The following is a 25,763-nucleotide window of genomic DNA, read 5'->3' as shown; positions in this document are numbered from 1 at the left end:
AAGCGCCAGGGCTGATACCTGGCGCTTAAACAAGGACCACACATGGATGTTTTCAACGGTAGTACCCGCCTTCTCCCACGCCTCCTCGATGGCGTACCGCCCTTACCTGCAGCGCGCCCAGTAGCAACGTTCGACACTGGTCACTACGGGCTGGCCAAACCTGCCCATTTGCAGTTCCTCCCAGGCACGTCGATCCAGACCTATCTGCACCCGTTCCTGAATGACGGCAATCTAAAAGCCAGCGGACAGTCGATATGGGAGCGCGGCTATTCCTTCAGCCTGAACAACAGCCTGCTCCTGGAAACCGGCAACGACGCGGACCAGGTCCACATCAGCCAGGCTTCTGACGATCAGTTGAACATTCGCCTCAATGGCCGGTTGTATCGTTTTGCCAGCCACGATAACGATGGCAAACCGCTGACCCTGTACCTGAAGACCCACGGCGGCAATGACCACGTACACATTGATGCCAACGTCATGCAGCCCATCGTGATTGAAGCGGGGAACGGCAATGACCGAATCCAGGCCGGCGGTGGCGACACCCGCGTAGTCGGCGGCAACGGTAACGACGTCGTGCGCCTTGGCAGCGGCCTTGGCTACGCAGAGGGCAATGACGGTGACGACCGGCTCATGGGCGGCAGCGGCGACAGCGTGCTCTATGGCAACAACGGCAATGACCGCCTCTATGCGGGCGCGGGATCGCGCCGAAAAGCCAGCTATCTGGATGGCGGCAACGGCAATGACCGGCTGTACGCCGGCTCCGGCCACACGGTGTTGCATGGCGGCACCGGGCACGATCGCTTGATCGGCCACGACCGAAGCACCTTCTACACCGGCGACGGTTACGACACCGTCATTGCCAATCGACCGGGCGACCGGATCTACGCCCAGCCCGGCGACTCGATCAACCACCTCAATGGCTCGCTATTGACCGCCGTGCCTGCCCACCCCGGCCCAATCAAGGGGTTTGCGATCAAGGGATCTGCCGCGTTCATCCAACGGGTCGAAGACGATTTGGCGCTGTTACGCCACTCTCCCCAAGGCCAGCAGATGCTCGCAGAGATGGACGCGGCTGCCGATCGCAACGGCGCCCCGGTAACGATTGTGGAAGATCGGCAGGAGAACGGCAGCGGGTACATCTACGGCAGCCAGGAACTCCAGGCCCTGCTGCAGGACGAACGTGCGCCGGTAGTCGGCGACGATCCCAAGTGGGGGTTCATGGTCGACGGAGTACCAGGGTCTCGGGCTGACCGCGCGCGCATTGAATACAACCGGTCCCAACTGAACCCCTCGGCGGGCACGACTCACCCGCCCATCATCGGGCTCTACCACGAAATGGCTCACGCCTATAACGCCGCCAACGGCACCGCCTTCACGGGTTCCACGCAGGAAGTATTCGAGGGGCAGGCGCACGAAGTGCCTAACAGTGAACGCCAGGCCGTCGGCCTTGAGAGCAGCGCAGCCGCCTTTGATTTTGACAACGACCCTGCCACGCCGGCCATCACCACCAACCCCAAGCCCTTCACTGAAAACGCTTTGAACGAGGAAATGGGTAGGCCACTGCGAGCGCAATACGTAGGTTAAACCAGATCGCGTTTGTCAGCCTTTAACCCCACGCCGAGCATCTTGCGGTATCGTGCGCGCCTGCCGCAGCTGACCCATCCAGCAGCGGGTTTTATTCGAGCCTGCGCACCCATGAAATCTTTCGCCATCGCATCCGCCTTGCTTGCCCTGGCCTTGAGCCTCAGCGGCTGCATCAGCGCGCCCATCGCGCTGACGCCGCAGACTGAACAACGCCTGCAGGCCCAGGCGCCGATCCGTTTTCTGCTGACGTTTGATGACGGTCCCAGCGCCTCGGGGTACAACAACCCGACCCGCTCGGTGATGGCCGACCTGGCAAACAACCCGGTATTGCCGGGCATCAAGGCGGTGTTCTTTCTGCAGACCGAAGCCTCGCGCTCCGGCGGCAGTTCACGGGGTCGCAAGACCATGGAACGTGAGTTCGCGGCCGGGCATGTGCTGGCGTTCCACACGGCCACGGCCTTTCATACCAACCATCGCTGGTTGAGCGACGCTGAGCTTGAACGCACCCTCAGCCAGGGCGCTGCGGATATCGCCGCGATCACCGGCGTGTCGCCGACGCTGGTGCGCCCGCCCTTCTGGAACTACGACCGGCGCACCTTCGCCGCCTACCAGCGCCACGGCATGAAGGTGTTGTTGACCGACCTGAGCGCCAACGACGGCAAGATCTGGGGCTTCAACGCCAGCCCGCGCCGCCGCGAGAACCTGATCCGCCAGCTGTCGGTGGTGCGCGAACGCATCGCCTTGGGGGAATTGCCGACAGTCGACGGCGTGATACCGGTGGTGGTGACCTTCCACGACATCAACCGCTACACCGCACGGCATCTGCAAGAGTACCTGCAGATCCTGATGGACAGCGCCCGGATCGACGGCCTGAAGACCGCCGCCGAGCCGTTCTACACCGCTCACGCAGCACTGGAGCGGGCGGCATTGGCGCGTACCGTGAAACAAGCGAGTGAAGAAGTGCATCTGCCCGGGGTGTGGAATTGGGTGTGGGACGCCGATTCCAAGTGATGTGCGTTATCGGGCAGTGCGTTGTCTTTTTTCATACATGCTGTAATGAAGTAGTTATCGTCATGCGGGAACCCCTCCAACTTTTTCACCACTGATCGGCGGTAAATCACCGACGCTCACAAGAAAGAGTATTGACGATGCAAACCTCTTCCGTTGCGCCTAAAGCGCCCGAACCTAATGCCCTCCCCGGCGGATCGCCAGCTCCAGGCGCCACTGCACTCGTAAACAGCCCTCCCCCCCAGACCAGCAAGATTGTCAGTGACAAAAATGTCGATATCACACTGACAACCACGTCGTATCAGGGGGAAAGCGGGAAAAAAAATGTGACGATTCTAAAAATCGATACTGCCGATGGCGCGGACGACATTCACATCAGCAAAGGCGAACGCGGCCAACTCAATGCCGTGATAAATGGCAAAAGTTATTTACTGCCCGCTGCTAACAGCGATGCGACAGCGATAGCCATCAGGGCGAACAAAGGTGACGACACCGTTCGCATTGATCCTGATGTGATGGCTTACACCCTAATCCATGGAGGTGAAGGTAACGATCATATACAGACCGGAGGTGGTAAAAGCCAAGTTTACGGCGGCGCGGGTAATGACATCATCCAACTGGGCAGCGCAAGCAGTTACGCCGGCGGTGACGACGGCGATGACACCATGATGGGCGGCACAGGCAATAACACCATGTACGGCGGGAACGGTAACGACCGCATGTATGCGGGTTACGGTCCTGACAGCAAAACCAGCTACATGGACGGGGGAAACGATGACGACCTGATGCACGGCGGAAGCGGCCACAACATCATGCACGGCGGCAAAGGCGATGATCAGATAAACGCTTATGGCCGAAGCCATATCTACACGGGTAGAGGTCAAGACAGCGTCTATTCCAACTCAAGCGACGACGTTGTGTACGGTAAACGCAGCGATCACCTGGGATTGCCATTCGGATTCAAGTTTATCGAGACCGTGCCATTGCCCGAAAATGCAGGGCGCAAGGCGATTGATATCGAAGGTTCCCCGGCATTCAAGCAACGGGTTGAGGATGACCTGGAGTTTTACCGAGGCTCTCCCAACAGCCAGCACATGTTGAATGAACTGGACGCCGCCGCAGAGCGCAGCGGAGCCAAAGTCACGATAATGCAAGATATCACTGATACTCACATCGTCGTGCCGCCGGAGGGCGTTCCCCTGGAAGAATGGCAGGACCCCACGATCATCCGCGATGGGGTCCGTGGCGCGGGCACGACAGAATCGTTTGTGACCTATAACCCGGTCATCCCCAGAGAAGCCTCGGACGAGTCGCGTGTGTTTCTGCCGACCACCACGACCCTGTACCACGAACTGGGTCACGCTTATAACGCAGCCACAGGCAGCACATTTCTCGGCAATACGGAAATTATCCGCCCGGACGGCACACGCACCCAGGAGCCCAATGATGAACGCCAGGTCGTCGGCCTGGAAACTGCCAGTCCGCCCTTCGACTTTGACAACGACCCCGCAACCGCGCCAACCACGTCAAATCCTTACCCACTGACCGAAAACGCGTTACGAGAAGAAATGGGCCTGCCCCTGAGAAAAAGCTACGGCTCCCTGTGAGTCGACCTGACCGCTCAGCCCCGTGACGGTCAGCGACCGCTCCTCGACAACCTGTTGCCTCTCGCCAGGAGTGCAGTGCCGAGTCGCACTAAGCGCGCGACTCGACCCCCAACTCATCCCACACCGATTCGGCCAGATGAAACGTCGCATTCGCCGCCGGAATCCCGCAGTAGATCGCGCTTTGCATCAGCACTTCCTTGATCTCGGCACGGGTCACGCCATTGCTGGCGGCGGCGCGCAGGTGCAGTTTGAGTTCTTCGCCGCGGTTCATGCCGATCAGCATGGCGATGGTGATCAAACTGCGGGTGTGCCTGGGCAGGCCGGGGCGGGTCCAGATATCGCCCCAGGCGTGGCGGGTGATCATGTCCTGGAATTCGCTGTTGAACTCGGTCAAGGCATTCAGGCTGCGGTCGACATGCGCGTCGCCCAGCACTTCGCGGCGCACTTGCAGGCCGTCGGCGTAACGTTGTTTCTCGTCCACAAAAGACTCCTCAGCGGGCCAGCAGAAATTGAATGACCCGGTCGCTGAACGCCGCACCGGCTTGCACGTTGGACAGGTGGGCGGCGTAGAACTCGGCGTACTCGGCCCCCTGTACCTGACGCTGGATAAAGTGGCTGCCGGCGGGCGGTGTGACAGCGTCTTCAGTGCCGGCGATCACCAGGGTCGGCACGTGGATCGCCGACAGTTGCTCGCTAAAGTCTGCATCGCGCACCGCTGCGCAATTGGCGGCGTAGCCCTGGGGCGAGGTGGCCGCGAGCATGTCGGTAATGCGCTTGGCCTGCTGCGGGTTGGCCGCCGCGAAATCGGCGGTGAACCAGCGCGCAATCGACGCGTCGCGCAGCGCCACCATCGCGGCCGCACCGTCGCGCAGGACCATCTCGATACGCGGGTTCCACACGTCTGATGTACCGATCTTGGCCGCAGTGTTGCACACCACCAGGCGCTGCAAACGATCCCCCGCGTGAATCCCCAGCCATTGGCCGATCAGCCCGCCCATGGACAGCCCGCAGAAATGCGCGCGCGGGATGTCCAGCGCGTCCAGCAGCGCAATCACGTCGCGGCCGAGTTGTTCGATGCTGTAGGGGCCTTCGGTCACCAGGGATTGGCCGTGGCCACGGGTATCGAAGCGCAGCACGCGAAAGTGCTCGGCAAAGGCCGGGACCTGGGTGTCCCACATATTCAGGTCGGTGCCCAGCGAATTGGACAGCACCAGCACCGGTGCATCGATGGGGCCATCCAGTTGGTAATGCAGTTCGCCCTCGGCGAGTTGTACAAAAGCCACAGCAATCTCCTCAGGCAGTCAGTGCAAAGTGTTCGGTTACAGCGCGGCTGACCCAGGTTTGGGCCTGGCCCAGGTAGTGCGCCGGGTCGAGCAGGCGGTCCAGGTCTGTCGCCGACAACTCGGCGGTAATGAGCGGCTCATCGGCGAGGACGGCGCGCAGATGGCGTTGTTCGGCCACCGCGCGTTTGCAGCACTGCTCCAGCAGATGGTGCGCGGTGTCGCGGCCCAGGCGCTGCGCGAGCACGATGCTGACGGCTTCGGCCAGCACCAGGCCCTGGGTCAGGTCGAGGTTGCGCGCCATGCGCTCGGGGTCGACTTCCAGCCCTGCGCTCACCAGCAGCGCCTGTTGCAATGCGCCAGAGACCAAGCGGCAAATCTCCGGCAGGGTTTCCCATTCGGCATGCCACAGGCCCAGGCTGCGTTCGTGTTCCTGGGGCATGGCGCTGAACAGCGTCGCCACCAGGCCAGGCACGCGGGTCGCAGCGCTGATCAGCACGGCGGCGCCCACCGGGTTGCGTTTGTGCGGCATGGTCGACGAGCCGCCTTTGCCGGGCGCCGCCGGCTCGAATACTTCCGCCGCCTCGGTCTGCATCAGCAGGCTGATATCGCGGCCCAGCTTGCCAAGGCTGCCGGCGATCAGACCCAACACGCTGGCGAACTCCACCAGGCGATCACGCTGAGTATGCCAGGGTTGCTCGGGCAAGGTCAGTTGCAACTGCGCCGCCAACGCTTGGGCAACGGGCATTGCCTGTTCGCCAAGCGCAGCCAACGTGCCGGAGGCGCCGCCGAATTGCAGCACCAGCAAGCGCGGTTTCAGCTCGATCAAGCGCTGGCGGCTGCGGGTCACCGCGCCCAGCCAACCGGCGATTTTCATGCCCAGGGTGACCGGCGTGGCATGCTGCAACCACGTCCGCCCGGCCAACGGTACAGCCGCATACCGCTGGGCCTGGGCTGCCAGAATATCGCCGAGGCGAGCCAGGTCGGCTTCGATCAACGCCAGCGCGCGCCGCAGTTGCAGGACCAGGCCAGTGTCCATCACATCCTGGCTGGTCGCGCCCAAATGCACATAGCGTTCGGCACTCGGGTCTTCACCGGCCACCCACTTGCCCAGCGCCTTCACCAGCGGAATCGCCGAATTGCCCGCCGAGGCAATCGCCACACCGAGGGCGTCGACGTCATACAGCGACGCCAGGCACGCCTGGGCAATCGGCGCGACGGCCGCCTGCGGGATCAACCCGACCTGGGCCTCGGCCCGTGCCAGTGCGGCTTCGAAATCCAGCATGCCCTGTAGGCGCCCCTGGTCGCAGAACACCTCGGCCATGCTCTCAGCGCTGAAGTAAGCGTCGAACAGTTGGTTGCTCGTGCGCAGCGTCATAACGCCTCCTTTATAAATCGTGATGCAGGTACGCCGCCTGTTTCGGCAGGCGCAGGCTGAACAGGAAAGCCACCGCCATCATGCCGGTGACGTACCAATAAAAGGTGTTCTCCATGCCCAAGGATTTCAAACCCAAGGCCACGTATTCCGCCGAGCCGCCGAAGATTGCGTTGGCCACCGCATAAGCCAGGCCCACACCCAGGGCGCGCACCTGGGGCGGGAACATTTCCGCTTTCACCAGGCCGCTGATGGAGGTGTAGAAACTGACAATGGCCAACGCCAGCGTGATCAGCACAAACGCCAGGAACGGACTGCTGACGGTTTTCAGGCTGAGCAGGATCGGCACCGTAAACAAGGTGCCCAGCGCGCCGAACCACAGCATCGAATTACGGCGACCGATCTTGTCGGCCAGCATGCCGAACAGCGGCTGCATGCACATATAAAGGAACAGCGCGCCGGTCATGATGTAGCTGGCGGTCTTGGCGTGCATCCCGGCGGTGTTCACCAGGTACTTCTGCATGTAGGTGGTGAACGTGTAGAAAATCAGCGAGCCACCGGCGGTATAGCCGAGCACGGTGATAAAGGCCGCTTTATGGTCACGGAACAGCGCGGCGATGCTGCCGGCGTCCTTGTCTTCGCGCATTTCCTTGCTGGTGGTTTCTTTCAGGCTGCGACGCAGCAGCAGGGAGATCACCGCCGCGATGGCGCCGATCACGAACGGAATCCGCCAGCCCCAGGCGCGCAGTTCGTCTTCGCTGAGGATCTGTTGCAGGACCACCACAACCGACACCGCCAGCAGTTGCCCGCCGATCAGGGTCACGTACTGGAAGGAGGCGAAGAACCCACGCTGGCCCTTGAGCGCGACTTCACTCATGTAGGTCGCGGTGGTGCCGTATTCGCCGCCCACCGACAAGCCCTGGAACAACCGCGCCACCAGCAGTAACGCCGGGGCCCAGGCGCCGATGTCTTTGTAGGTGGGCAGGAAGGCGATTACCAGGGAACCGGCGCACATCATCAGCACCGAGATCATCATCGAGTTTTTGCGCCCGTGCTTATCGGCCACCCGGCCAAACAGCCAGCCGCCGATGGGCCGCATCAAGAACCCGGCAGCGAACACCCCGGCGGTGTTGAGCAGTTGCACCGTGGGGTCGTCCGAGGGGAAAAACGCCGGGGCGAAGTAAATGGCGCAGAAGGCGTAGACGTAGAAGTCGAACCATTCGACGAGGTTGCCGGAGGATGCCCCGACAATCGCAAAAATCCGTTTGCTGCGCTCTTCTCCGGTGTAGTGACTGGTTGTTGTTGTCATTTTTTTTCACTCAGTGGGAATGGTTATAGCCTAGACACACTTTGCAACAGCCATGTTCCGCTTGTAGACATTTACATAGGTGTTGCCTGAAATGGCCTCATCGGGGGCAAGCCCCCTCCCACACTTGAATGTATTCACACATCAAAGGTGGGAGGGGGCTTGCCCCCGATAGGTTCTCAAGCCAACTCAGTAATCAAAGAACACCGTTTCCTTATCTGTCCCCTGCAACACCACATTCCACTGATGCACACCGTCCGCATCCCGCTTGGCAATCAAGGTACTGCGCCGCTCTGTGGGCACGCGCGCGAGCAACGGGTCATCCGCATTCAGCGCCTCACCGTCAAAATAAATCCGCGTGAGCAAGTGTTTCACCAGGCCACGGGCAAATACCAGCACCACCAGGTGCGGCGCCTGGGTCGTGCCCGCCAGCCCCGGCACGCTGCCCGGCTTGACGGTGGTAAAGCGGAAGCGCCCTTCAGCATCCACCGGCACCCGGCCGAAGCCTTCGAAGTTCGGGTCCAGCGCTTTGTCCTGGTCGTCCTCCGGGTGGTCGTACTTGCCGGCGGCATTGGCCTGCCAGACTTCCAGCATGGCATCGTTGACGACATCACCGTTGCCATCCACCACTTGCCCGCTGATCGCCACGCGTTCGCCGAGGGTCGCAGCGTTGGCCAGGGCTTCGCGGTTCAGCCAGGTCAGGCCGATGTGGTAATACGGCCCGACGGTATGGGACGTGGTCGCGTAAAGGCTCATCTCATTTCTCCATCGGCGTGGCGTCGCGGCCGCGCAGGACGATGTCCCAGCGGTAGCCGAGGGCATAGGAAGGAATGGTTTTTTCCAGGTCGAACGTGGCGATCAGGCGTTGCTTGGCCGAGGTGTCCGGTACGCAGTTGTAGATCGGGTCGTACTCGAGCAGTGGGTCACCGGGGAAATACATCTGCGTGACCAGGCGCGTCAGTACGCTCGGGCCGAACAGCGAAAAATGGATATGCGCCGGGCGCCACGCATTGTGGTGGTTGCCCCACGGGTAGGCGCCGGGCTTGATGGTCTGGAACTGGTACCAGCCCTCGGCGTCGGTGACGGTACGCCCGGTGCCGGTGAAGTTCGGGTCGAGCGGCGCGTCGTGCAGATCGCGCGCGTGGTTGTAGCGGCCGGCCGCGTTGGCCTGCCAGATCTCCACGAGGATGCCCGGTACCGGCAGACCGTTTTCATCGAGCACGCGCCCGTGAACGATGATGCGCTCGCCCTGCGGCTCGCCGTCGTGCTGCGCAGTCAGGTCGTTGTCCTTCTCGTTGATGCGCTCGGCGCCGATGGTCGGCCCGGTGATTTCCGACAGGGAATGGGGCAGGAACACCAACGGCTGAGACGGCGAACGCAGGTTCGTCGACTGGTAGGCCGGGTGCAGGTAATCAGGTTGAGTGCCCGCTTGCGGGCGCCGGTAACCGGGCTTGTCACTCATGGAGCGGTCCTCTCTTATTAGATGCGTTCAATCGCCAGCGCCAGGCCCTGACCCACTCCAACACACATGGTCGCCAGACCTTTGTGGCCGCCGGTTTTTTCAAGTTGATGCAGAGCCGTCAGCACCAGTCGCGCACCGCTCATGCCCAGAGGATGGCCGAGGGCGATGGCGCCGCCGTTCGGGTTGACCTGGGGTGCGTCGTCGGCGATGCCCAATTCACGCAACACCGCCAGGCCCTGGCTGGCGAAGGCTTCGTTGAGTTCGATCACATCGAAATCGGTGACGGCCAGGCCCAGGCGTTCCACCAGCTTGCGAACCGCCGGCACCGGGCCGATGCCCATCACCCGTGGCGCGACACCGGCGCTGGCCATGCCCAACACTCGGGCACGGGCGGTCAGGCCATGTTTTTTCACGGCCTCGGCAGACGCAAGAATCAGCGCCGCCGCCCCGTCGTTCACACCCGACGCATTGCCGGCGGTGACGGTCTTGTCCGGGCCGTTGACCGGTTTGAGCCGGGCCAGGGTTTCCAGGGTGGTGTCGGCCCGTGGATGCTCATCGTGTTCCACCACGGTTTCGCCTTTTTTATGGGCGACCCGCACCGGCACGATTTCTTCGGCGAAGAACCCGGCGGCCTGGGCGGCGGCGGTGCGTTGCTGGCTGCGCAGGGCGAAGGCGTCCTGGTCGGCGCGGGACACATGGTAGTCGTCGGCGACGTTATCGGCGGTCTGCGGCATCGCATCCACGCCATACTGAGCCTTCATCAGCGGGTTGATGAAGCGCCAGCCGATGGTGGTGTCTTCAAGCTTCATGTTGCGCGAAAACGCCGTGTCAGCCTTGCCCATCACGAACGGCGCGCGGGACATCGACTCGACGCCGCCGGCAATCGCCAATTCCATTTCACCGCTGGCAATCGCACGAAAGGCGGTGCCGATCGCGTCCATGCCCGAAGCGCACAAACGGTTGAGGGTCACGCCGGGAATGCTCGACGGCAGGCCCGCCAACAACAGCGCCATACGCGCGACGTTGCGGTTGTCTTCACCGGCCTGGTTGGCGCAGCCGAGGAACACTTCATCGACGGCGTGCCAATCCACGCTAGGGTTGCGTTCGATCAACGCCTTGATCGGCAGTGCCGCCAGGTCGTCGGCGCGCACCGTGGACAGGCCACCGCCGAAACGGCCGATGGGGGTACGAATTGCATCGCAGATAAATACGTCGCGCATCAGGCTTCTCCGGGTGCTTGGCCGTGGGCGGCCGCTGTGCGGGCTTCGAGATCACGCAGGGCGGTCAGCTCGACTGCCGTCGGTTCCGCGGTGGTGCTGACCTGATCGGCAAAGCGGATCGCCCAGCCGGTGGCCGCGACCACTTGCTCACGGGTCACGCCGGGGTGCAGCGCGGTGACCACGAACTCATGGCTGCCCTCTTCCGGCTCCATGATGCACAGGTCGGTAATAATCCCGACAGGACCGGCGCCGGGCAGGCCCAGGCGCTTGCGTGAATCGCCGCCCTCGCCGTGGCCGACGGAGGTGATGAAGTCCAGCTTGTCGACAAACGAACGCGCCGACTGCTTGAGAATGATCAGCACGCTCTTGGCCGAGCCGGCAATCTCCGGCGCGCCACCGGCACCCGGCAGGCGCACTTTGGGCTGGTGATAATCGCCGACCACGGTGGTGTTGATATTGCCGAAACGGTCGACCTGGGCCGCGCCGAGAAAACCGACGTCGATGCGCCCGCCCTGCAGCCAGTAGCGAAAGATCTCACCGGTGGGGACGACAGTGTCGGCAGTCTCGGCCAACTCGCCGTCACCAATGGACAGCGGCAATACGCTGGGCTTGGCGCCAATCGGGCCGGACTCGTAGATCAGCACCACATCCGGCGAAGACGTCAGGCGCGCCAGGTTGGCCGCCTTGGACGGCAGGCCGATGCCGACAAAACACACCGAATCATTCTTCAGGCGGCGTGCAGCGGCGACGGTCATCATTTCATTGGTCGAGTAAGCCATTACTTGGCCTCCTGCGCGGCGGCCAGCTTGGCCTGGAATTCACTGAAATCGGCAGTGCCGTGGATGTATTCGTCGATCCAGGCGGTAAACGTCCCACGGTCGCGAGCGATCGGGTCCCAGGCCTGGTAGAAACGGTTATCGCGTTGGTTATAGCCATGGGCATAGGACGGATGCGCGCCACCAGGCACATGGCACACCGCCGTCAGCGCCCAGGTCGGCAGCACGCAGCTGTTCATCGGCGCGTTGAGGTCGTCGACGATTTCTTCGACGGTGACGATGCAACGCTTGGCGGCCAGCGCCGCTTCCTTCTGTACGCCAAGAATGCCCCAGAGCAGCACATTGCCCTTACGGTCGGCCTTTTGCGCGTGGATCACGCTGACGTCCGGACGTACCGACGGCACCGCCGCCAGCACTTCGCCGGTGAATGGGCAGGTGACGGTCTTGATCAGCGGGTTGACCTTGGGCAGATCGGAACCAGCGTAGGCACGCAACACCGCGAACGGCAGGCCGGAAGCACCGGCGACGTAGGCATTGGCCAGGTCGGCGTGGCTGTGTTCCTCAATCTCCAGGGGTTGCGGCCAGTGTTTCTCGACCGCATCACGCAGGCGATGCAGGGAACCCACGCCAGGGTTGCCGCCCCAGGAAAAAATCAACTTGCGGGCGCAGCCGGCGCCGATCAACTGGTCGTAGATCAGGTCAGGCGTCATACGTACCAGCGTCAGGTCTTTCTTGCCCTGACGAATGATTTCATGACCCGCCGCCGTAGGGATCAGGTGGGTAAAGCCTTCCAGTGCGACAGTATCGCCGTCGTTCACAAATCGCTTCACCGCGTCACGCAGCGCAAGAATTTCAGCCATGGGTTCGGGCTCCCGGTGTGGATCGAAAAAGGCGCGAAGGTGGCGCCGAAGTGCTTGAAGATTAAGCCGGGGCAAAAAGCCAAACAATCCGATAATCGACACAGTGTTCGATTATCGAACCGATTGTTGTCTAGCTAATCTTTCTTGCACCCACAGGAAATGCGCGTGTCTTCAGGTGGCGTCGGCATGGCTGACCATGCCTTTGATCACCACGGCGGCCGTGGCCAATGCGGCGGGGATCACCAGCGCGGTGAGCACCTGCTCGAAGTTCCAGCCCAGGCCCAGCAAGGTGGCGCCCATCCACGCGCCGAGGATCGCGCCGAAGCGGCCGATACCGAGCATCCATGACACGCCGGTGGCGCGGCCCTGGGTCGGGTAGAAGCGTGCGGCCAGGGACGGCATCGCCGATTGCGCACCGTTGACGCACATCCCGGCGACCAGCACCAAGGTCGCCAACACGGTGATATTGCCCAAGCTCTGCCCTACCGCGTAGGCAAATACCCCGGCCAGCAGGTAGAACGTGCCGATGACCTTGTGCGGGTTGAACCGGTCCATCGCCCAGCCCACCCCGACCGCACTCAACACGCCACCAAACTGGAATAGCGCACCGATGAACGCGGCCTGTTCCATGCTCGCGCCACTGTCGCGCATCAGCGTGGGCAGCCAACTGGTCAGCAGGTACACAATCACCAGGCCCATGAAGTAGGTGAGCCAGAGCAACAAGGTGCCGGCGCTGTAGGTGCCGGAGAAGATCACCGCGAATACGTTGCGCGCCTTCACGGTTTTTTGCTCGGGCACGCTGAAACCGCTGGCTTGGGCGACGATGCCGGGCTCGATGGGTGACAAGGCTTTGCGCACCTTGTCGGTGCCGCGGTTGCGCACCACCAGGTAGCGCGCCGATTCCGGCAGCCATCCCCACAACACCACCGCGAGGATCAACGGCAAAATACCGCCGATGAGCAGCAAGCTGTGCCAGCCGAATGCCGGGATCAATTTGGCCGAGATAAACCCGCCACCGGCCATGCCCAGGTTGAAACCGCAGAACATGCTGGTCACCAGCAGCGATTTATGGCGTTCGGGGGTGTATTCGGACAGCAGCGTGGTGGCATTCGGCATACCGGCGCCCAACCCCAGGCCGGTGAGGAAGCGCAACACCAGCAACTGATCGACGTTGCTGCTGTAGGCCGAGGCCAGGCTGAAGGCGCCAAACACCAGCACCGCACTCACCAATACCACTTTGCGCCCGAAACGGTCCGCCAGCGGGCCGGAACCCAGGGCGCCGAATACCATGCCGATCAGCGCGGCGCTCATCACCGGGCCGAGGCTGGCGCGATCAATGCCCCAGTCCTGGGACAGCGCGGGCGCGATGAAGCCCATGGCGGCGGTGTCGAGGCCATCGAGAAAGACAATCAGGAAACACAGGATCACCACACGCCACTGATAGCGTGACAGTGGCTGGGCATTGATGAAGGACTGCACGTCCAGGGTGGTAGCGACAGAAGGTTGATTCATTATTGTTATTCCACACCGATGGCGGGCCAACGACCTGGGGTCGTCATTATTATTGGGCGGCGCTCAGAGCGCTGCCGCACAGTAATAACCCAGGGGAAACAACGTCAATTGATCGAACCGGGATCTGTGCGGTCACCGAACAGCTTAGGCAAACAGTTGCGCACTCAACTCACGGCTGGCGCTGAGCATGCTCGGCAGGAAGCGCTGCTCCAGTTCGCTGCGGCTGACACGACCGGCATGGGTACTCACGTTGAGCGCCGCCAGCACCTGGCCGGACGCGTCATACACCGGCACTGCGATGGAGCGCAGGCCTTGTTCCAACTCCTGATCGACGATGCACCAGCCCTGCTGGCGCACGTGTTGCAGACACTCGAACAAGGCTTCGGGCGTGGTAAGGGTGCGGCTGGTCTTGGTTTGCAGGTCGGCGTGGTCGAGGTAGTCCTGCAGCGACGCATCGTCCAGCGCCGCCAGCAGGATGCGGCCCATGGAAGTGCAGTACGCCGGCAAACGCCCGCCTACCGAGAGGTCCACGGAAATCAGGCGCTCCGTGGTGGCCGACCGGGCGATATAGAGGATGTCGTCGCCTTCCAGAGTGGCCATGTTGCAGGCTTCGTGAAGCTGCTCGCTCATGCGGTCCAGGTACGGTTGAGCGGAGACCGCCAGCGGCGTCGAGGACAGATAGGCATGCCCGAGGGTCAGCACCTTGGGCAACAGCGAATAGGTGCGCCCGTCAGTGGTGGCGTAGCCGAGCTTGATCAAGGTGTGCAGGCAACGGCGCACGGCGGCGCGGGGGATTTCGGTACGGTGGCTGATTTGGGCGATGGTCAAGTGACGCTTGCGTTCCTGGAACGCCTGCACCACGGCCAGGCCACGGGCCAGGGAGGTCATGAAGTCCGGATCACCGGTGAATGCCTGGATGCGTTTGGCCGGTGAAGCCACGATCGGCGGCGCCGCTGACGCAAAGGAGTTGCGCAATTGATCGTTCATTTCAAGGTCCTCTTTATTATTTTCAACCGCTGGCGCTTATCGGCAACCGCGAAGGTTGCTCGCTATTGAAAGCCGCCCCAACCGGGATGCACAAGGTTGGGTCAGCAACGTTGGGCGATTATCGGACGATCATGCGATTATCGCAATTTTGCCGGCGCGATCATAAAAACCGGATTGCATGACAGCATTGGGCTTACGCCGGCATTTATGTCGGCCACTTCCCAACCAAGACTGACGCGTGCATGTAACAAAAGCCTCACACAACGTTGACGCTTTTTAACTTTATGATGATAGTGTTATTAAAATACGCCGCTATAATGCAACCTGTGCAGAGGTCAGCCCGATATCCATATCGGGATGGGAGCTCGCCCGGCATCGTATGTTGATTATGCTGCCGTTTATAAATACCGGTTCAAGGAAGTCACCGCTGGCAATTCGTCTAAAGTTGAAGGGTTCACCTGCTCAACTTAAAACATGCCGAGGGCAATATTCGGGTGTAGCACTGCACGTTAATTAAACTCAACTCAAATTAGGTAACACTGTGACGAAAGATGAACTGCGCGCGGAACTTGAGCGCCAGGAGCAACGTTACAAGGACGTATACGGCGGGGAAGTCACCACCTACGCCGCTCAGCCTGAACCAGAGCGCAAGCCATGGCGCAAACGAGCGAGTCTGCTCGATCAGGCCTTTGCCCAGGAGATCCAAAAGATTGAACAGGAACTCAAAGCCGAAGAGCCATAAGCGTCGAGGTTTGAGTCCAACGGGTTCTGCTGTCTCCGCCGGCTCACCGCCGGCGGAGGGCACCTCGCTCGTGGGTCAATTATTCAGCGTCCTGCTGCGACCAACGAAATTTCGTACAAATGTTTCAGAGATGACGTTTAGGTGACAAAACCCCACCTCTACGACGCCGCGCTTTGTAAATCAAAGACTTGCCGAGCCCCCGAAAACCCTGGGATGCGCGCTGCTGCCCGGCTTTTTTTCAATGAAGATTGTTACCGATGAGCAGCTAGTGCATCGATTACCGAGGTTTTCTGGCATAATCGCGCCCCCTTACGACCGGGTCAGAAAACCTTCATGATCGATTTATTCAGCGGACTGGATGCTTGGGTTCTCGTGAGCCTGCTGCTCGCCCTGGCCTTTGTCCTCGCCTTCGAGTTCATCAATGGCTTTCATGACACCGCTAACGCGGTGGCCACAGTCATCTATACCAAAGCCATGCCGCCGCATCTGGCCGTGTTCTTCTCCGGGTTGTTCAACTTCCTCGGCGTATTGCTCGGCGGTGTCGGTGTCGCCTACGCCATCGTGCATTTGCTGCCGGTGGAATTGCTGATCAATGTGAACACCGGCCATGGTCTGGCGATGGTCTTCTCTTTATTGGCCGCGGCGATCACCTGGAACCTGGGCACCTGGTACTTCGGTATTCCCGCCTCCAGCTCGCACACCCTGATCGGCTCGATCCTGGGCGTCGGTCTGGCCAATGCGCTGATCAATGACATTCCCCTGGCTGACGGGGTGAACTGGCAGAAGGCAATCGATATCGGTTCGTCCCTGGTGTTCTCGCCAATCGCCGGTTTCCTGGTCGCGGCCCTGGTGTTGCTGGTCCTGAAACGGTGGCGCCCACTGTCGAAGATGCACAAGACCCCGGACCAGCGCCGCAAGGTCGACGACAAGAAGCACCCGCCGTTCTGGAACCGCCTGGTCCTGGTGATTTCCGCCATGGCCGTGAGTTTCGTCCACGGTTCCAACGACGGTCAGAAAGGTATCGGCCTGATCATGCTGGTGCTGATCGGTATCGTGCCGGCGCAGTTCGTACTCGACCTGGGCAGCACCACTTACCAGATCGAGCGCACCCGCGACGCTACCCTGCACCTGAACCAGTTCTACCAGCGCAACCACGAAACCCTGGGCGAATTCCTGGCCCTGGGCAAAAGCGTGAAGGACGACCTGCCGGGCAAGTTCCGCTGCAACCCGCAGCAGACTGAACCGACCATCGACGCGCTGCTGGGCACCTTGAAAGGCGTTTCCGACTACCACGCGCTGTCGTCCGACCAACGCATCGAAGTCCGTCGCTACCTGCTGTGCCTGGACGATACCGCGAAGAAAGTCGGCAAGCTGCCAGGCCTGGAGTCCCGTGAGAAGTCCGACCTCGACAAGCTGCGCAAAGACCTGACGGCCACCACCGAATACGCACCGTTCTGGGTGATTATCGCGGTCGCACTCGCCCTGGGCCTGGGCACCATGGTTGGCTGGAAGCGCGTGGTACTGACCATCGGCGAGAAGATCGGCAAGCAGGGCATGACTTATGCCCAGGGCATGTCGGCGCAAATCACCACCGCCAGCATGATCGGCCTGGCCAACATCTTCAGCCTGCCGGTGTCGACCACCCACGTGTTGTCGTCCGGTGTTGCCGGCACCATGGTTGCCAACAAGAGCGGCCTGCAAGGCGGCACGGTGAAGACCATCTTGATGGCCTGGGTATTGACCCTGCCGGCGACCGTAGGCCTGTCGGCCGGGTTGTTCTGGATGGCGTCCAAGGCGCTGGGCAGCTGATAGCCCGCCGGCCATGACAAAGGTGCGATCCGCGAGGGTCGCACCTTTTTTTATGCGGTCGATCTCAAGCCGAACACCGTTCAAAAGTGAGAGTGGTGTTGATTAAATCGCGGGCAAAAAAAAGGGCGACCGAAGTCGCCCAAAATGCCTTGCGTGCTCATGTAACCTGGAAAAACCTATGGTTTTTTACGCTTGTTCGCGTCTCTCCAGATAAAAAATCCAAACCCTACGAAGAACAGCACCATGAGGCCAACTGTCAGCACTCCGGCAAACACCACATTATCGAAAAACATGACTGGCCTCCTGCTGTTGCCTTGTTGCGATAGGGCTAAGTTAAAGGAGAAGGCGGGATGGGAAATTGACGAGGATCAATGTCGCCCACGACGGGGCGTAAAGAAGGGAAATAACTGACCTGCATCAATAGATGCAGGCTGTTTCAACGCTTTTTCGGTTTGTTTTTCGGTTTTTTCTTAACTTTTCCGAGCGGCATCGCCTGTTCAAACGCCTGGCGAACCTCATTCAGACGTTTGTCGTTGAGGTCATGCACCCGTTTAGCGCGTTCGGCGTTCAGGTCGATCAGTTTGTCGTCATCACTCATGGCTTGGCTTACGTCGTGGCGGGGATCGCTTAATAATGCGGCCTCACTTGCCCGACAGCAAATCAGCGGGCGACAAAATGCAGGTCATCGCCCAAAATCGGCACTTCTCCCTTACCCAAGAGGCGCACACAGGTGGCACTGCACAAGGACCTTCCGCCGTTGCTGGCCCTGCGCGCCTTCGAGGCCGTGGCGCGGCACTTGAGCTTTATCAAGGCGGCGCATGAGTTGTCAGTGACCCAGAGTGCGCTCAGCCATCAGGTACACAAGCTCGAACAGTACCTGGGCAAACCACTATTTGTCCGACGCACCCGCGCGATTGATCTGACCGCAGACGGCCAACACTACTACGAGCAAATCCGCCCTGCCCTCGACCTGATCGCCGTCGCCACCCGCAGCCAACGGGTGGTGTCCAGCGTCACGGTGTTGCGCATCGGCTTGCTCGCGTCCTTTGCCACCTTATGGCTGGCGCCGCGCCTGGCGGGTTTTCTGCAACGCTACCCGCAGATCCAGGTGGAGCTGGTGCCAGCGATTCAACTGGCGAACGTCGCGGCGGCCGAGGTCGACCTGGCCATCCGCTATGGCAAGGGCGACTGGCCTGACGTGCAGGCCACGCGGCTGATGCCGGAAGTGCTCTCCCCCGTGTGCAGCCCGGCGTTCAAGGCCAGCCGGCAGCACAACGGCGCTCTGCTGATGGCCACCTCGCACCGCCCGTTCGAATGGACGGATTGGTCCGGCCATTATCAAGTCGACCTCAGCCCGCATCCGCGCGTGGTGCTGCATGACTACAACATCGTGGTCGAAGCCGCCGTGGCCGGCCAAGGTATCGCCATGGGCCGTCACCGCTTGATCGAGCGCCGGCTCCAGGACGGCAGCCTGGTAGAAGCCTTCGACTGGCCGCCGTATCGCAGCGAAATCGGCTACTGGCTGATCGCGCCCCAAGGCCCCGCCAGCGCGGCGGCCGAATGTTTCAGCGCGTGGTTGAAGGCTGCCTGCGCCGACGCGTGAGTTATTTCGATACGTCGAATGATATCTATGCGTTTGCCGTCCATCACCTTGATCAACATGCTGAAACCTCTCAACCCAGAGGATTCAACATGCGCGATTCCATCCGCCAACGCGTGCAGGCCCTCGGCCTCACGCTGCCGACGCCCAGCCAGCCGATTGCCAATTACATCAACCATGTGATCAGCCGGAATCAGTTGTTTATCTCCGGGCAAATCCCATTGCTGGACGGCAAACCGGCCTATGTCGGCCGCCTGGGCGAATCCCTCGGCGACAAAGGCCGGCATGTACGCACCGCTGTCGGCGTGTCCAGCCTGCCGGGGGGCGTGGCGGTGGAAGTCGACGCCATGTTCGAGCTGCAGCCATGAGCCCGCTCGACGTCCAGCGCCTGCGCGAGGCCACGCCGGGTTGTCGGTCCGGTCTCGTACACTTCAACACGGCCGGTGCTGCATTGCCGAGCCAGGCGACCCTCGACACCATCATCGAGCAACTGCAACGCGAAGCGTGCGACGGCCCGATGGAGGCCAGCGAACATGGCGCCATCCTGGTGGAAAAAGCCCGCCGCGCCGCCGGCCAGTTGCTCAATGCACCCACCGCGTCGATTGCCTTTGCCGGCAGCGGCTCGACCGCCTGGAGCCTGGCGTTCCAGGCGCTGGGCCGGTGGCAGCCGGGCGACAGGATTCTGGTGGGGCGCCACGAATGGGGCGGCAACCTGGCGAGCATGGAACTGGCGGTGCAGGCCGGTGCGCGAATCGAGGTAATCCCCTGCGATGAAACCGGTGCAGTCTGCCCGGTAGCCCTGGAAGCGATGATCGACGCAAGCGTGAAACTGATCGACCTGACCTGGCTCCCCGCCAATGGCGGCCTGATCAACCCCGCCCAGGCGATTGGTGAAGTGGCCAGGCGGCATGGCATCCCCTACTTCATCGATGCCGGCCAGGCGGTCGGCCAGGTGCCGGTGGATGTGCAGGCGCTGCACTGCGACGTGCTCAAGTCGGCGGGCCGCAAGCACCTGCGCGGGCCGCGGGGCACGGCGCTGCTGTACGTGCGGCCGGACTTTCTGGCGCGGTTGAACCCTGCGCAGCGCGATGTGTTTTCAGCGCCGTGGAGCGCCCAGGGGTTCGGCCTGCGCAACGATGCCCGACGCTTTGAAACCAGCGAAACGTCCTACGCCTTATTGGCAGGTTTGGGCAATGCGTTGCAGGAACTCAATCAACTGGGGATTGAGCGGGTGTGGGACCGGGTCCGGCAGACCAGCGAGCGAATCCGCGAAACGTTGCGTCAGACTCCGGGAATCTCTCTGCATGACTTGGGCACCAGCCAATCAGGCTTGATCGCCTTCAACCTCGCCGGCTGGGACGCCTTCGAGCTCAAGCGTCGCCTGGAGCTCAAGCGCATCAATATCGGCGCCAACGATGTGGCGTATACCCCACTGGATATGCAGGCACGAGGCCTGGCCAGCATTGCGCGAATCTCCGTCAGCCCGCTCAACACCGATCAGGACATTGAACGGCTGATGGCGGCCTTGCGCGAACTGCGCGATTAAACCTCGACGTCCACCCACAACCCCTGGCGCGGCGCGTCTTCGATCAGCGGCGCCACGGGCACGGTGTTATCGGCGTTGAGCTCGTCGCCCGGGATCGCCAAGTGCGCCTCCGGGTCGTCATCGGCTTCACGCCGGCGTTTCTGCTGCTCCTGCTGGCGACGTTGCTCCTCGCGCAGCAAAAACGTCGACTGCTCGGCATCGCCATTTTTCAGGTCGATCGTGCTCTCGTTGGAACTCGCTTGTACGGGCACCACGGGCGGAATATCGGGTTTTTGACGCACCGGGTCGAGTTGCGACGTGACCGGCACAACGCTGACGGGCAGCATAGGTGGCAGCATAATAGTTGTTCTCCTGTCAGCAGGCTGTCGGCGGGCGGCGGGCGGACTTGAGCGCAGGCTTGCCAACCTGTGACCCAGTCGACACTCACAAGTGCCCGCCATCTGTCGACTCAACATTCGATGCACGGCGCAAACCGCGTAGTTTTTGTCAGAGTCCTTTGGATGAGGGCCTTGTTCCGTTAAGATAGTCGGCTTTTTCACGGCGGGAGTCAGGCAGCATGGCGCAGCAGTATCAACCGGGGCAACGCTGGATTAGTGACAGCGAAGCAGAGCTGGGTTTAGGCACCGTTCTGGCACAGGACGGCCGCTTGCTGACCGTGCTCTATCCGGCCACTGGCGACACGCGCCAGTATGCGCTACGGAATGCGCCCCTCACCCGCGTGAGGTTCTCGCCGGGCGACAGCATCACCCATTTCGAAGGCTGGAAAATGACCGTGCAAGAAGTCGACGACGTCGACGGCCTGCTGGTCTACCACGGCCTCAATGGGCAGAACGAGCAGGTCACCCTGCCGGAAACCCAACTGTCGAACTTCATCCAGTTCCGCCTGGCCAGCGACCGTCTGTTCGCCGGGCAGATCGACCCGCTGGCCTGGTTCTCGCTGCGCTATCACACCCTGGAACACACCAGCCGCCAGTTGCAATCTTCGCTGTGGGGCCTGGGCGGCGTGCGGGCGCAACCGATTGCCCACCAGTTGCACATCGCCCGTGAAGTCGCTGACCGTATCGCGCCACGGGTATTGCTGGCCGACGAAGTGGGCCTGGGCAAGACCATCGAAGCCGGCCTGGTGATCCATCGCCAGTTGCTGTCCGGGCGCGCCAACCGCGTGCTGATCCTGGTTCCGGAAAACCTGCAGCACCAATGGCTGGTGGAAATGCGCCGGCGCTTCAACCTGCAAGTGGCGCTGTTCGACGAAGAACGCTTCATCGAAAGCGATGCCGCCAACCCGTTCGAAGACACCCAGCTGGCCCTGGTGGCCCTGGAGTGGCTGGTGGACGACGAGAAGGCCCAGGACGCACTGTTCGCCGCCGGCTGGGACCTGATGGTGGTCGACGAAGCCCACCACCTGGTCTGGCATGAAGACAACGCCAGCGCCGAGTACTCGCTGGTCGAACAGCTGGCCGAGGTCATCCCTGGCGTGCTGCTGCTCACCGCTACCCCGGAACAACTGGGCCAGGACAGCCACTTCGCACGCCTGCGCCTGCTGGACCCGAACCGTTTCCACGATCTGCAAGCGTTCCGCGCCGAAAGCGAGAACTATCGCCCGGTGGCCGAAGCGGTGCAGGAACTGCTGGACAAGGGCCGTCTCTCCCCGGCCGCGCACACCACCATCCAGGGTTTCCTCGGCAACGAAGGTGAAGCGCTGCTCACCGCCGTCAACGATGGCGACACCGAAGCCAGCGCGCGCCTGGTGCGCGAGCTGCTCGACCGCCACGGCACCGGCCGCGTACTGTTCCGCAACACCCGCGCCGCAGTGCAGGGCTTCCCGGAGCGCAAGCTGCACGCCTACCCGCTGCCGAACCCGGACGAATACCTCGAATTGCCGCTGGGCGAACACGCCGAGCTGTACCCGGAAGTCAGCTTCCAGTCGCAGCCGGACATTGAGGAAGACAATCGCTGGTGGCGCTTCGACCCACGGGTTGAATGGCTGATCGACCAGCTGAAAATGCTCAAGCGCACCAAGGTCCTGGTGATCTGCGCCCACGCCGAAACCGCGATGGACCTCGAAGACGCCCTGCGCGTGCGCTCCGGCATCCCGGCCACGGTGTTCCACGAAGGCATGAACATCCTCGAACGTGACCGCGCCGCCGCCTACTTCGCCGATGAAGAATTCGGCGCCCAGGTGCTGATCTGTTCGGAAATCGGCAGCGAAGGCCGCAACTTCCAGTTCTCCCACCACCTGGTGCTGTTCGACCTGCCGTCCCACCCCGACCTGCTGGAACAGCGGATCGGCCGTCTGGACCGGATCGGCCAGAAACATGTGATCGAACTGCACGTGCCGTACCTGGAAACCAGCCCGCAAGAGCGCCTGTTCCAGTGGTACCACGAAGCGCTGAATGCGTTCCTCAACACCTGCCCGACCGGCAACGCCTTGCAGCATCAGTTCGGCCCACGCCTGCTGCCGCTGCTGGAAAACGCCGACGACGGCGAGTGGCAAGCCCTGATCGACGAAGCCCGTGCCGAGCGCGAGCGCCTGGAACAGGAACTGCACACCGGCCGCGACCGTCTGCTGGAACTCAACTCCGGCGGCGCGGGTGAAGGCGATGCGCTGGTGGAAGACATCCTCGAGCAAGACGACCAGTTCGCCCTGCCGATCTATATGGAAACCCTGTTCGATGCGTTTGGTATCGACAGCGAAGACCATTCGGAAAACGCACTGATCCTCAAGCCCAGCGAAAAAATGCTCGACGCCAGCTTCCCCCTGGGCGATGACGAAGGGGTGACCATCACCTACGACCGTAACCAGGCGCTGTCGCGTGAAGACATGCAGTTCATCACCTGGGAACACCCGATGGTGCAGGGCGGCATGGACCTGGTGCTGTCCGGTTCCATGGGCAACACCGCCGTCGCGCTGATCAAGAACAAGGCGCTCAAGCCCGGCACCGTGTTGCTGGAGCTGCTCTACGTCAGCGAAGTGGTTGCCCCGCGCTCGCTGCAACTGGGCCGCTACCTGCCGCCGGCCGCCCTGCGCTGCCTGCTGGACGCCAACGGCAACGACCTGTCCGGCCGCGTGTCGTTCGAAACCTTGAACGACCAGCTGGAAAGCGTGCCACGGGCCAGCGCCAACAAGTTCGTCCAGGCCCAGCGCGACCAGCTGACGCCACGCATCAACGCCGGCGAAGAGAAGATCACCCCGCGCCATGCCGAGCGCGTGGCCGAGGCCAAGCGTCGCCTGGCAGCCGACACCGACGAAGAACTGGCGCGCCTGACCGCGTTGCAAGCGGTCAACCCGACCGTGCGCGACAGCGAACTGGTTGCCCTGCGCCAACAGCGCGAGCAAGGCCTGGCCATGCTCGACAAGGCCGCGCTGCGCCTGGAAGCGATCCGGGTGTTGGTGGCGGGTTGATTGCTGCGTTGCTCAGCTAAAAAGAAGGCCCGCGCAATGCGGGCCTTTTTTATTCACTGAAGAAGGTCTTCGCCAGTCATGGCCTCATCGGGAGCAAGCCCCCTCCCACACTTGGAATGCAGTTCCAGTGTGGGAGGGAGCTTGCTCCCGATGGCGTCAACGCGATCTCAAGCCGTCGCAGCAGCAGCCGGCACCGCCACCTCCACCGCCACCAGCCCGTCTTTCATCCGCTTGGCATCCCGCACAAAACTGCGCGACGCCTGAAACAGAAACAGCATGGTCAAGAACAGCGCCACCGGAATCAGGTACATGGCGTCATGCAACCCCACCGCTTTATAAGCCTCGGTCATCTGCTCCGCCCCGGCGGCATACATCGCCGAATGGGCAAAGTGATCGGACAAGCCCCCCACCACCACCGGCCCCATGCCGCCACCCAGCAAGTACAGGCCGGCAAAGAACAGCGCCATCGCCGTGGCCCGCAGGCGCGGCTCGACCACGTCCTGGATCGCCGTGTACACACAGGTGTAGAAGTTGTAGGCAAACAACCAACCCACACTGAACAGCGCGACAAACACACCGATCTCGATACGCCCGGCGTGCAAGGCCCAGGCGGTGGTGACGGTGGAAATGATCAGGCTGAACGCGGCAAACAACAGGCGGCCATTGGCAACCCGTTGATGGATCTTGTCGGCGATCCAGCCGCCCAACGTCAGGCCGACCAGCCCGGTCAACCCGACGATCACCCCGGTGGCAACCGCCGCGTCCTGCAACGGCATCAGGAAATAGCGCTGCAGCATCGGCACCAGGAACGAGTTACACGCATAGGTTGCGAAGTTGAAGCACAACCCGGCCAGCACCAACCAGAGAAAGGTCGGCACCGCCAGCACGCGGCGGATCGGGCGGTCGACGCGTTCCTGGGAGACTTGCACGGTTTCTGCCGCGCCGCGCTTGGGTTCTTTGATAAAGAACATGAAGACCGCGAGGATCAGCCCCGGCACGGCCGCGATAAAGAACGGCGCGCGCCAGCTGTCGAACGCCTTGACCATCGCGCCAATGGTAAAGAACGCCAGTAACAGGCCCAATGGCAGGCCCAGCATGAAAATGCCCATGGCCCGCGCACGGCGGTGGGCCGGGAACAGGTCGCCAATCAGCGAGTTGGCCGCCGGCGCGTAGCTGGCTTCGCCGATGCCGATGCCCATACGCACCAACAGGAACGTCCAGAAACTGCCGACCATGCCGTTGATCGCCGTCAACCCGCTCCACGCGAACAGGCCCCACCCCATGAGTTTGCTGCGCGAACCGGTATCGGCCAGGCGCCCGAGCGGCAGGCCGGCAATGGCGTAGACAATGGTGAAGGCGGTGCCGATGATGCCCAGCTGAAAGTCGCTCAGGTGCCACTCCATGCGGATCGGCTCGATGATGATCGCCGGAATGGTGCGGTCGAAGAAGTTGAACAGGTTGGCGAGGAACAGCAGGAACAGAATGCGCCAGGCATTCGCCGCTTGGGTCGAGTTCTGCATGGGTCCGTCTCTTTTATTGTTATGAGAGCTGCGATGCCCGATGCATCCTGCTCAGGTATCTGCAACATAGTCAGGCCGGCGACGCTTGTCTGTAATGATTCGTAACGCTGATAGGGCATGATTTCACCCGAAACTACGGGACTTTCCCTACGAAAAATATAAGTGT

The 25,763-nt window shown here is 61.9% G+C and carries 24 protein-coding genes; 9 read left to right on the top strand and 15 right to left on the bottom strand.

Annotated elements, in window-relative coordinates; translation table 11 throughout:
- Window positions 1-42 precede the first annotated feature (42 nt).
- The 3 genes from C8K66_RS22865 to C8K66_RS22855 all read left to right on the top strand — a co-directional run bounded on the left by C8K66_RS22865 (window position 43) and on the right by C8K66_RS22855 (window position 4,199).
- A complete protein-coding gene (locus C8K66_RS22865) occupies window positions 43-1,584 on the top strand; it encodes a M91 family zinc metallopeptidase (protein ID WP_256591021.1) in 1,542 nt (513 codons plus the stop codon).
- A 111-nt stretch (window positions 1,585-1,695) separates the two neighbouring features.
- Window positions 1,696-2,595: a polysaccharide deacetylase family protein gene (locus C8K66_RS22860; RefSeq protein WP_017844826.1), complete on the top strand. Its 900-nt coding sequence runs from the start codon at window positions 1,696-1,698 to the stop codon at window positions 2,593-2,595.
- Window positions 2,596-2,732: 137 nt separating this feature from the next.
- Window positions 2,733-4,199 carry a M91 family zinc metallopeptidase gene (locus C8K66_RS22855; protein WP_108525998.1) on the top strand — a complete coding sequence of 489 codons (1,467 nt, stop codon included), beginning with the start codon at window positions 2,733-2,735 and terminating at the stop codon, window positions 4,197-4,199.
- 88 nt (window positions 4,200-4,287) lie between these two features.
- Here C8K66_RS22855 and pcaC read toward each other — a convergent pair whose 3' ends face one another.
- From pcaC to pcaR, 11 genes are all read right to left on the bottom strand, one after another.
- Window positions 4,288-4,680 (bottom strand): 4-carboxymuconolactone decarboxylase, encoded by a 393-nt coding sequence (pcaC, locus tag C8K66_RS22850; RefSeq protein WP_017844824.1) that lies wholly within the window; start codon window positions 4,678-4,680, stop codon window positions 4,288-4,290.
- A gap of 10 nt (window positions 4,681-4,690) precedes the next feature.
- A complete protein-coding gene (gene pcaD / locus C8K66_RS22845) occupies window positions 4,691-5,482 on the bottom strand; it encodes a 3-oxoadipate enol-lactonase (protein WP_046384423.1) in 792 nt (263 codons plus the stop codon).
- A gap of 10 nt (window positions 5,483-5,492) precedes the next feature.
- Window positions 5,493-6,857 (bottom strand): 3-carboxy-cis,cis-muconate cycloisomerase, encoded by a 1,365-nt coding sequence (locus tag C8K66_RS22840; protein WP_046384424.1) that lies wholly within the window; start codon window positions 6,855-6,857, stop codon window positions 5,493-5,495.
- 10 nt (window positions 6,858-6,867) lie between these two features.
- A complete protein-coding gene (locus tag C8K66_RS22835; RefSeq protein ID WP_017844821.1) occupies window positions 6,868-8,163 on the bottom strand; it encodes an MFS family transporter in 1,296 nt (431 codons plus the stop codon).
- Window positions 8,164-8,349: 186 nt separating this feature from the next.
- On the bottom strand, window positions 8,350-8,916 hold the full coding sequence (gene pcaG / locus C8K66_RS22830; RefSeq protein WP_046384425.1) for a protocatechuate 3,4-dioxygenase subunit alpha: 567 nt from the start codon (window positions 8,914-8,916) through the stop codon (window positions 8,350-8,352).
- Window position 8,917: 1 nt separating this feature from the next.
- A complete protein-coding gene (gene pcaH, locus C8K66_RS22825; RefSeq protein WP_017844819.1) occupies window positions 8,918-9,622 on the bottom strand; it encodes a protocatechuate 3,4-dioxygenase subunit beta in 705 nt (234 codons plus the stop codon).
- 17 nt (window positions 9,623-9,639) lie between these two features.
- Window positions 9,640-10,845 carry a 3-oxoadipyl-CoA thiolase gene (gene pcaF, locus C8K66_RS22820; protein ID WP_178087551.1) on the bottom strand — a complete coding sequence of 402 codons (1,206 nt, stop codon included), beginning with the start codon at window positions 10,843-10,845 and terminating at the stop codon, window positions 9,640-9,642.
- Window positions 10,842-11,621 (bottom strand): CoA-transferase subunit beta, encoded by a 780-nt coding sequence (locus tag C8K66_RS22815; RefSeq protein WP_017844817.1) that lies wholly within the window; start codon window positions 11,619-11,621, stop codon window positions 10,842-10,844. Before C8K66_RS22815 ends, pcaF begins: the two co-directional genes overlap by 4 nt.
- Window positions 11,621-12,478: a CoA transferase subunit A gene (locus tag C8K66_RS22810; protein ID WP_017844816.1), complete on the bottom strand. Its 858-nt coding sequence runs from the start codon at window positions 12,476-12,478 to the stop codon at window positions 11,621-11,623. Before C8K66_RS22810 ends, C8K66_RS22815 begins: the two co-directional genes overlap by 1 nt.
- A 171-nt stretch (window positions 12,479-12,649) precedes the next feature.
- Entirely contained in the window at window positions 12,650-13,990 is a 1,341-nt protein-coding gene (locus C8K66_RS22805; RefSeq protein WP_102617391.1) for an MFS transporter, read from the bottom strand.
- 144 nt (window positions 13,991-14,134) lie between these two features.
- Window positions 14,135-14,977, bottom strand: coding sequence for a pca regulon transcriptional regulator PcaR (gene pcaR / locus C8K66_RS22800; RefSeq protein WP_108525994.1), 843 nt, complete (start codon window positions 14,975-14,977; stop codon window positions 14,135-14,137).
- Window positions 14,978-15,518: 541 nt separating this feature from the next.
- Between pcaR and C8K66_RS22795 the strand changes: the two genes are divergently transcribed.
- A complete protein-coding gene (locus tag C8K66_RS22795; RefSeq protein WP_003172389.1) occupies window positions 15,519-15,719 on the top strand; it encodes a hypothetical protein in 201 nt (66 codons plus the stop codon).
- Window positions 15,720-16,052: 333 nt separating this feature from the next.
- On the top strand, window positions 16,053-17,528 hold the full coding sequence (locus C8K66_RS22790; protein ID WP_057004740.1) for an inorganic phosphate transporter: 1,476 nt from the start codon (window positions 16,053-16,055) through the stop codon (window positions 17,526-17,528).
- Window positions 17,529-17,704: 176 nt separating this feature from the next.
- Here the strand turns inward: C8K66_RS22790 and ccoM are convergent, their stop codons facing one another.
- Window positions 17,705-17,821, bottom strand: a complete 117-nt coding sequence (ccoM, locus tag C8K66_RS31480; RefSeq protein ID WP_017844812.1) for a cytochrome c oxidase subunit CcoM — start codon at window positions 17,819-17,821, stop codon at window positions 17,705-17,707.
- 143 nt (window positions 17,822-17,964) lie between these two features.
- Window positions 17,965-18,126, bottom strand: a complete 162-nt coding sequence (locus tag C8K66_RS31030) for a hypothetical protein (protein WP_017844811.1) — start codon at window positions 18,124-18,126, stop codon at window positions 17,965-17,967.
- A gap of 132 nt (window positions 18,127-18,258) precedes the next feature.
- Between C8K66_RS31030 and C8K66_RS22785 the strand changes: the two genes are divergently transcribed.
- From C8K66_RS22785 to C8K66_RS22775, 3 genes are all read left to right on the top strand, one after another.
- A complete protein-coding gene (locus C8K66_RS22785; protein WP_108525992.1) occupies window positions 18,259-19,131 on the top strand; it encodes a LysR substrate-binding domain-containing protein in 873 nt (290 codons plus the stop codon).
- Between the two features lie 89 nt (window positions 19,132-19,220).
- Window positions 19,221-19,496: a RidA family protein gene (locus tag C8K66_RS22780; RefSeq protein ID WP_108525990.1), complete on the top strand. Its 276-nt coding sequence runs from the start codon at window positions 19,221-19,223 to the stop codon at window positions 19,494-19,496.
- On the top strand, window positions 19,493-20,674 hold the full coding sequence (locus C8K66_RS22775; protein ID WP_108525988.1) for an aminotransferase class V-fold PLP-dependent enzyme: 1,182 nt from the start codon (window positions 19,493-19,495) through the stop codon (window positions 20,672-20,674). Before C8K66_RS22780 ends, C8K66_RS22775 begins: the two co-directional genes overlap by 4 nt.
- On the opposite strand, the gene C8K66_RS22770 is transcribed toward C8K66_RS22775, so the two are convergent.
- On the bottom strand, window positions 20,671-21,012 hold the full coding sequence (locus tag C8K66_RS22770; protein ID WP_046384432.1) for a hypothetical protein: 342 nt from the start codon (window positions 21,010-21,012) through the stop codon (window positions 20,671-20,673). The genes C8K66_RS22775 and C8K66_RS22770 overlap by 4 nt on opposite strands.
- A gap of 218 nt (window positions 21,013-21,230) precedes the next feature.
- On the opposite strand from C8K66_RS22770, the gene rapA reads away from it, so the two are divergent.
- Window positions 21,231-24,077, top strand: coding sequence for an RNA polymerase-associated protein RapA (gene rapA / locus C8K66_RS22765; protein WP_057004737.1), 2,847 nt, complete (start codon window positions 21,231-21,233; stop codon window positions 24,075-24,077).
- A gap of 167 nt (window positions 24,078-24,244) precedes the next feature.
- On the opposite strand, the gene C8K66_RS22760 is transcribed toward rapA, so the two are convergent.
- Entirely contained in the window at window positions 24,245-25,597 is a 1,353-nt protein-coding gene (locus tag C8K66_RS22760; protein ID WP_057004736.1) for an MFS transporter, read from the bottom strand.
- Window positions 25,598-25,763: the final 166 nt, after the last annotated feature.

Origin of the sequence: Pseudomonas sp. GV105 (assembly GCF_003058185.1) — a bacterium.
Classification (GTDB): domain Bacteria; phylum Pseudomonadota; class Gammaproteobacteria; order Pseudomonadales; family Pseudomonadaceae; genus Aquipseudomonas; species Aquipseudomonas veronii.
This window is presented reverse-complemented; position numbering and strand designations above follow the sequence as displayed.

Excerpts from the sequence above, each read along its gene's own strand:
- pcaG (WP_046384425.1), bottom strand. The coding sequence starts at position 8,916 with ATGAGCCTTTACGCGACCACGTCCCATACCGTCGGGCCGTATTACCAC.
- C8K66_RS22815 (WP_017844817.1), bottom strand. The coding sequence starts at position 11,621 with ATGGCTTACTCGACCAATGAAATGATGACCGTCGCCGCTGCACGCCGC.
- C8K66_RS22805 (WP_102617391.1), bottom strand. The coding sequence starts at position 13,990 with ATGAATCAACCTTCTGTCGCTACCACCCTGGACGTGCAGTCCTTCATC.
- pcaR (WP_108525994.1), bottom strand. The coding sequence starts at position 14,977 with ATGAACGATCAATTGCGCAACTCCTTTGCGTCAGCGGCGCCGCCGATC.
- C8K66_RS22760 (WP_057004736.1), bottom strand. The coding sequence starts at position 25,597 with ATGCAGAACTCGACCCAAGCGGCGAATGCCTGGCGCATTCTGTTCCTG.
- C8K66_RS22810 (WP_017844816.1), bottom strand. The coding sequence starts at position 12,478 with ATGGCTGAAATTCTTGCGCTGCGTGACGCGGTGAAGCGATTTGTGAAC.
- C8K66_RS22835 (WP_017844821.1), bottom strand. The coding sequence starts at position 8,163 with ATGACAACAACAACCAGTCACTACACCGGAGAAGAGCGCAGCAAACGG.
- C8K66_RS22790 (WP_057004740.1), top strand. The coding sequence starts at position 16,053 with ATGATCGATTTATTCAGCGGACTGGATGCTTGGGTTCTCGTGAGCCTG.
- C8K66_RS22865 (WP_256591021.1), top strand. The coding sequence starts at position 43 with ATGGATGTTTTCAACGGTAGTACCCGCCTTCTCCCACGCCTCCTCGAT.
- C8K66_RS22855 (WP_108525998.1), top strand. The coding sequence starts at position 2,733 with ATGCAAACCTCTTCCGTTGCGCCTAAAGCGCCCGAACCTAATGCCCTC.
- C8K66_RS22780 (WP_108525990.1), top strand. The coding sequence starts at position 19,221 with ATGCGCGATTCCATCCGCCAACGCGTGCAGGCCCTCGGCCTCACGCTG.
- C8K66_RS22770 (WP_046384432.1), bottom strand. The coding sequence starts at position 21,012 with ATGCTGCCACCTATGCTGCCCGTCAGCGTTGTGCCGGTCACGTCGCAA.
- pcaH (WP_017844819.1), bottom strand. The coding sequence starts at position 9,622 with ATGAGTGACAAGCCCGGTTACCGGCGCCCGCAAGCGGGCACTCAACCT.
- C8K66_RS22860 (WP_017844826.1), top strand. The coding sequence starts at position 1,696 with ATGAAATCTTTCGCCATCGCATCCGCCTTGCTTGCCCTGGCCTTGAGC.
- rapA (WP_057004737.1), top strand. The coding sequence starts at position 21,231 with ATGGCGCAGCAGTATCAACCGGGGCAACGCTGGATTAGTGACAGCGAA.
- ccoM (WP_017844812.1), bottom strand. The coding sequence starts at position 17,821 with ATGTTTTTCGATAATGTGGTGTTTGCCGGAGTGCTGACAGTTGGCCTC.
- C8K66_RS22775 (WP_108525988.1), top strand. The coding sequence starts at position 19,493 with ATGAGCCCGCTCGACGTCCAGCGCCTGCGCGAGGCCACGCCGGGTTGT.
- C8K66_RS22840 (WP_046384424.1), bottom strand. The coding sequence starts at position 6,857 with ATGACGCTGCGCACGAGCAACCAACTGTTCGACGCTTACTTCAGCGCT.
- C8K66_RS31030 (WP_017844811.1), bottom strand. The coding sequence starts at position 18,126 with ATGAGTGATGACGACAAACTGATCGACCTGAACGCCGAACGCGCTAAA.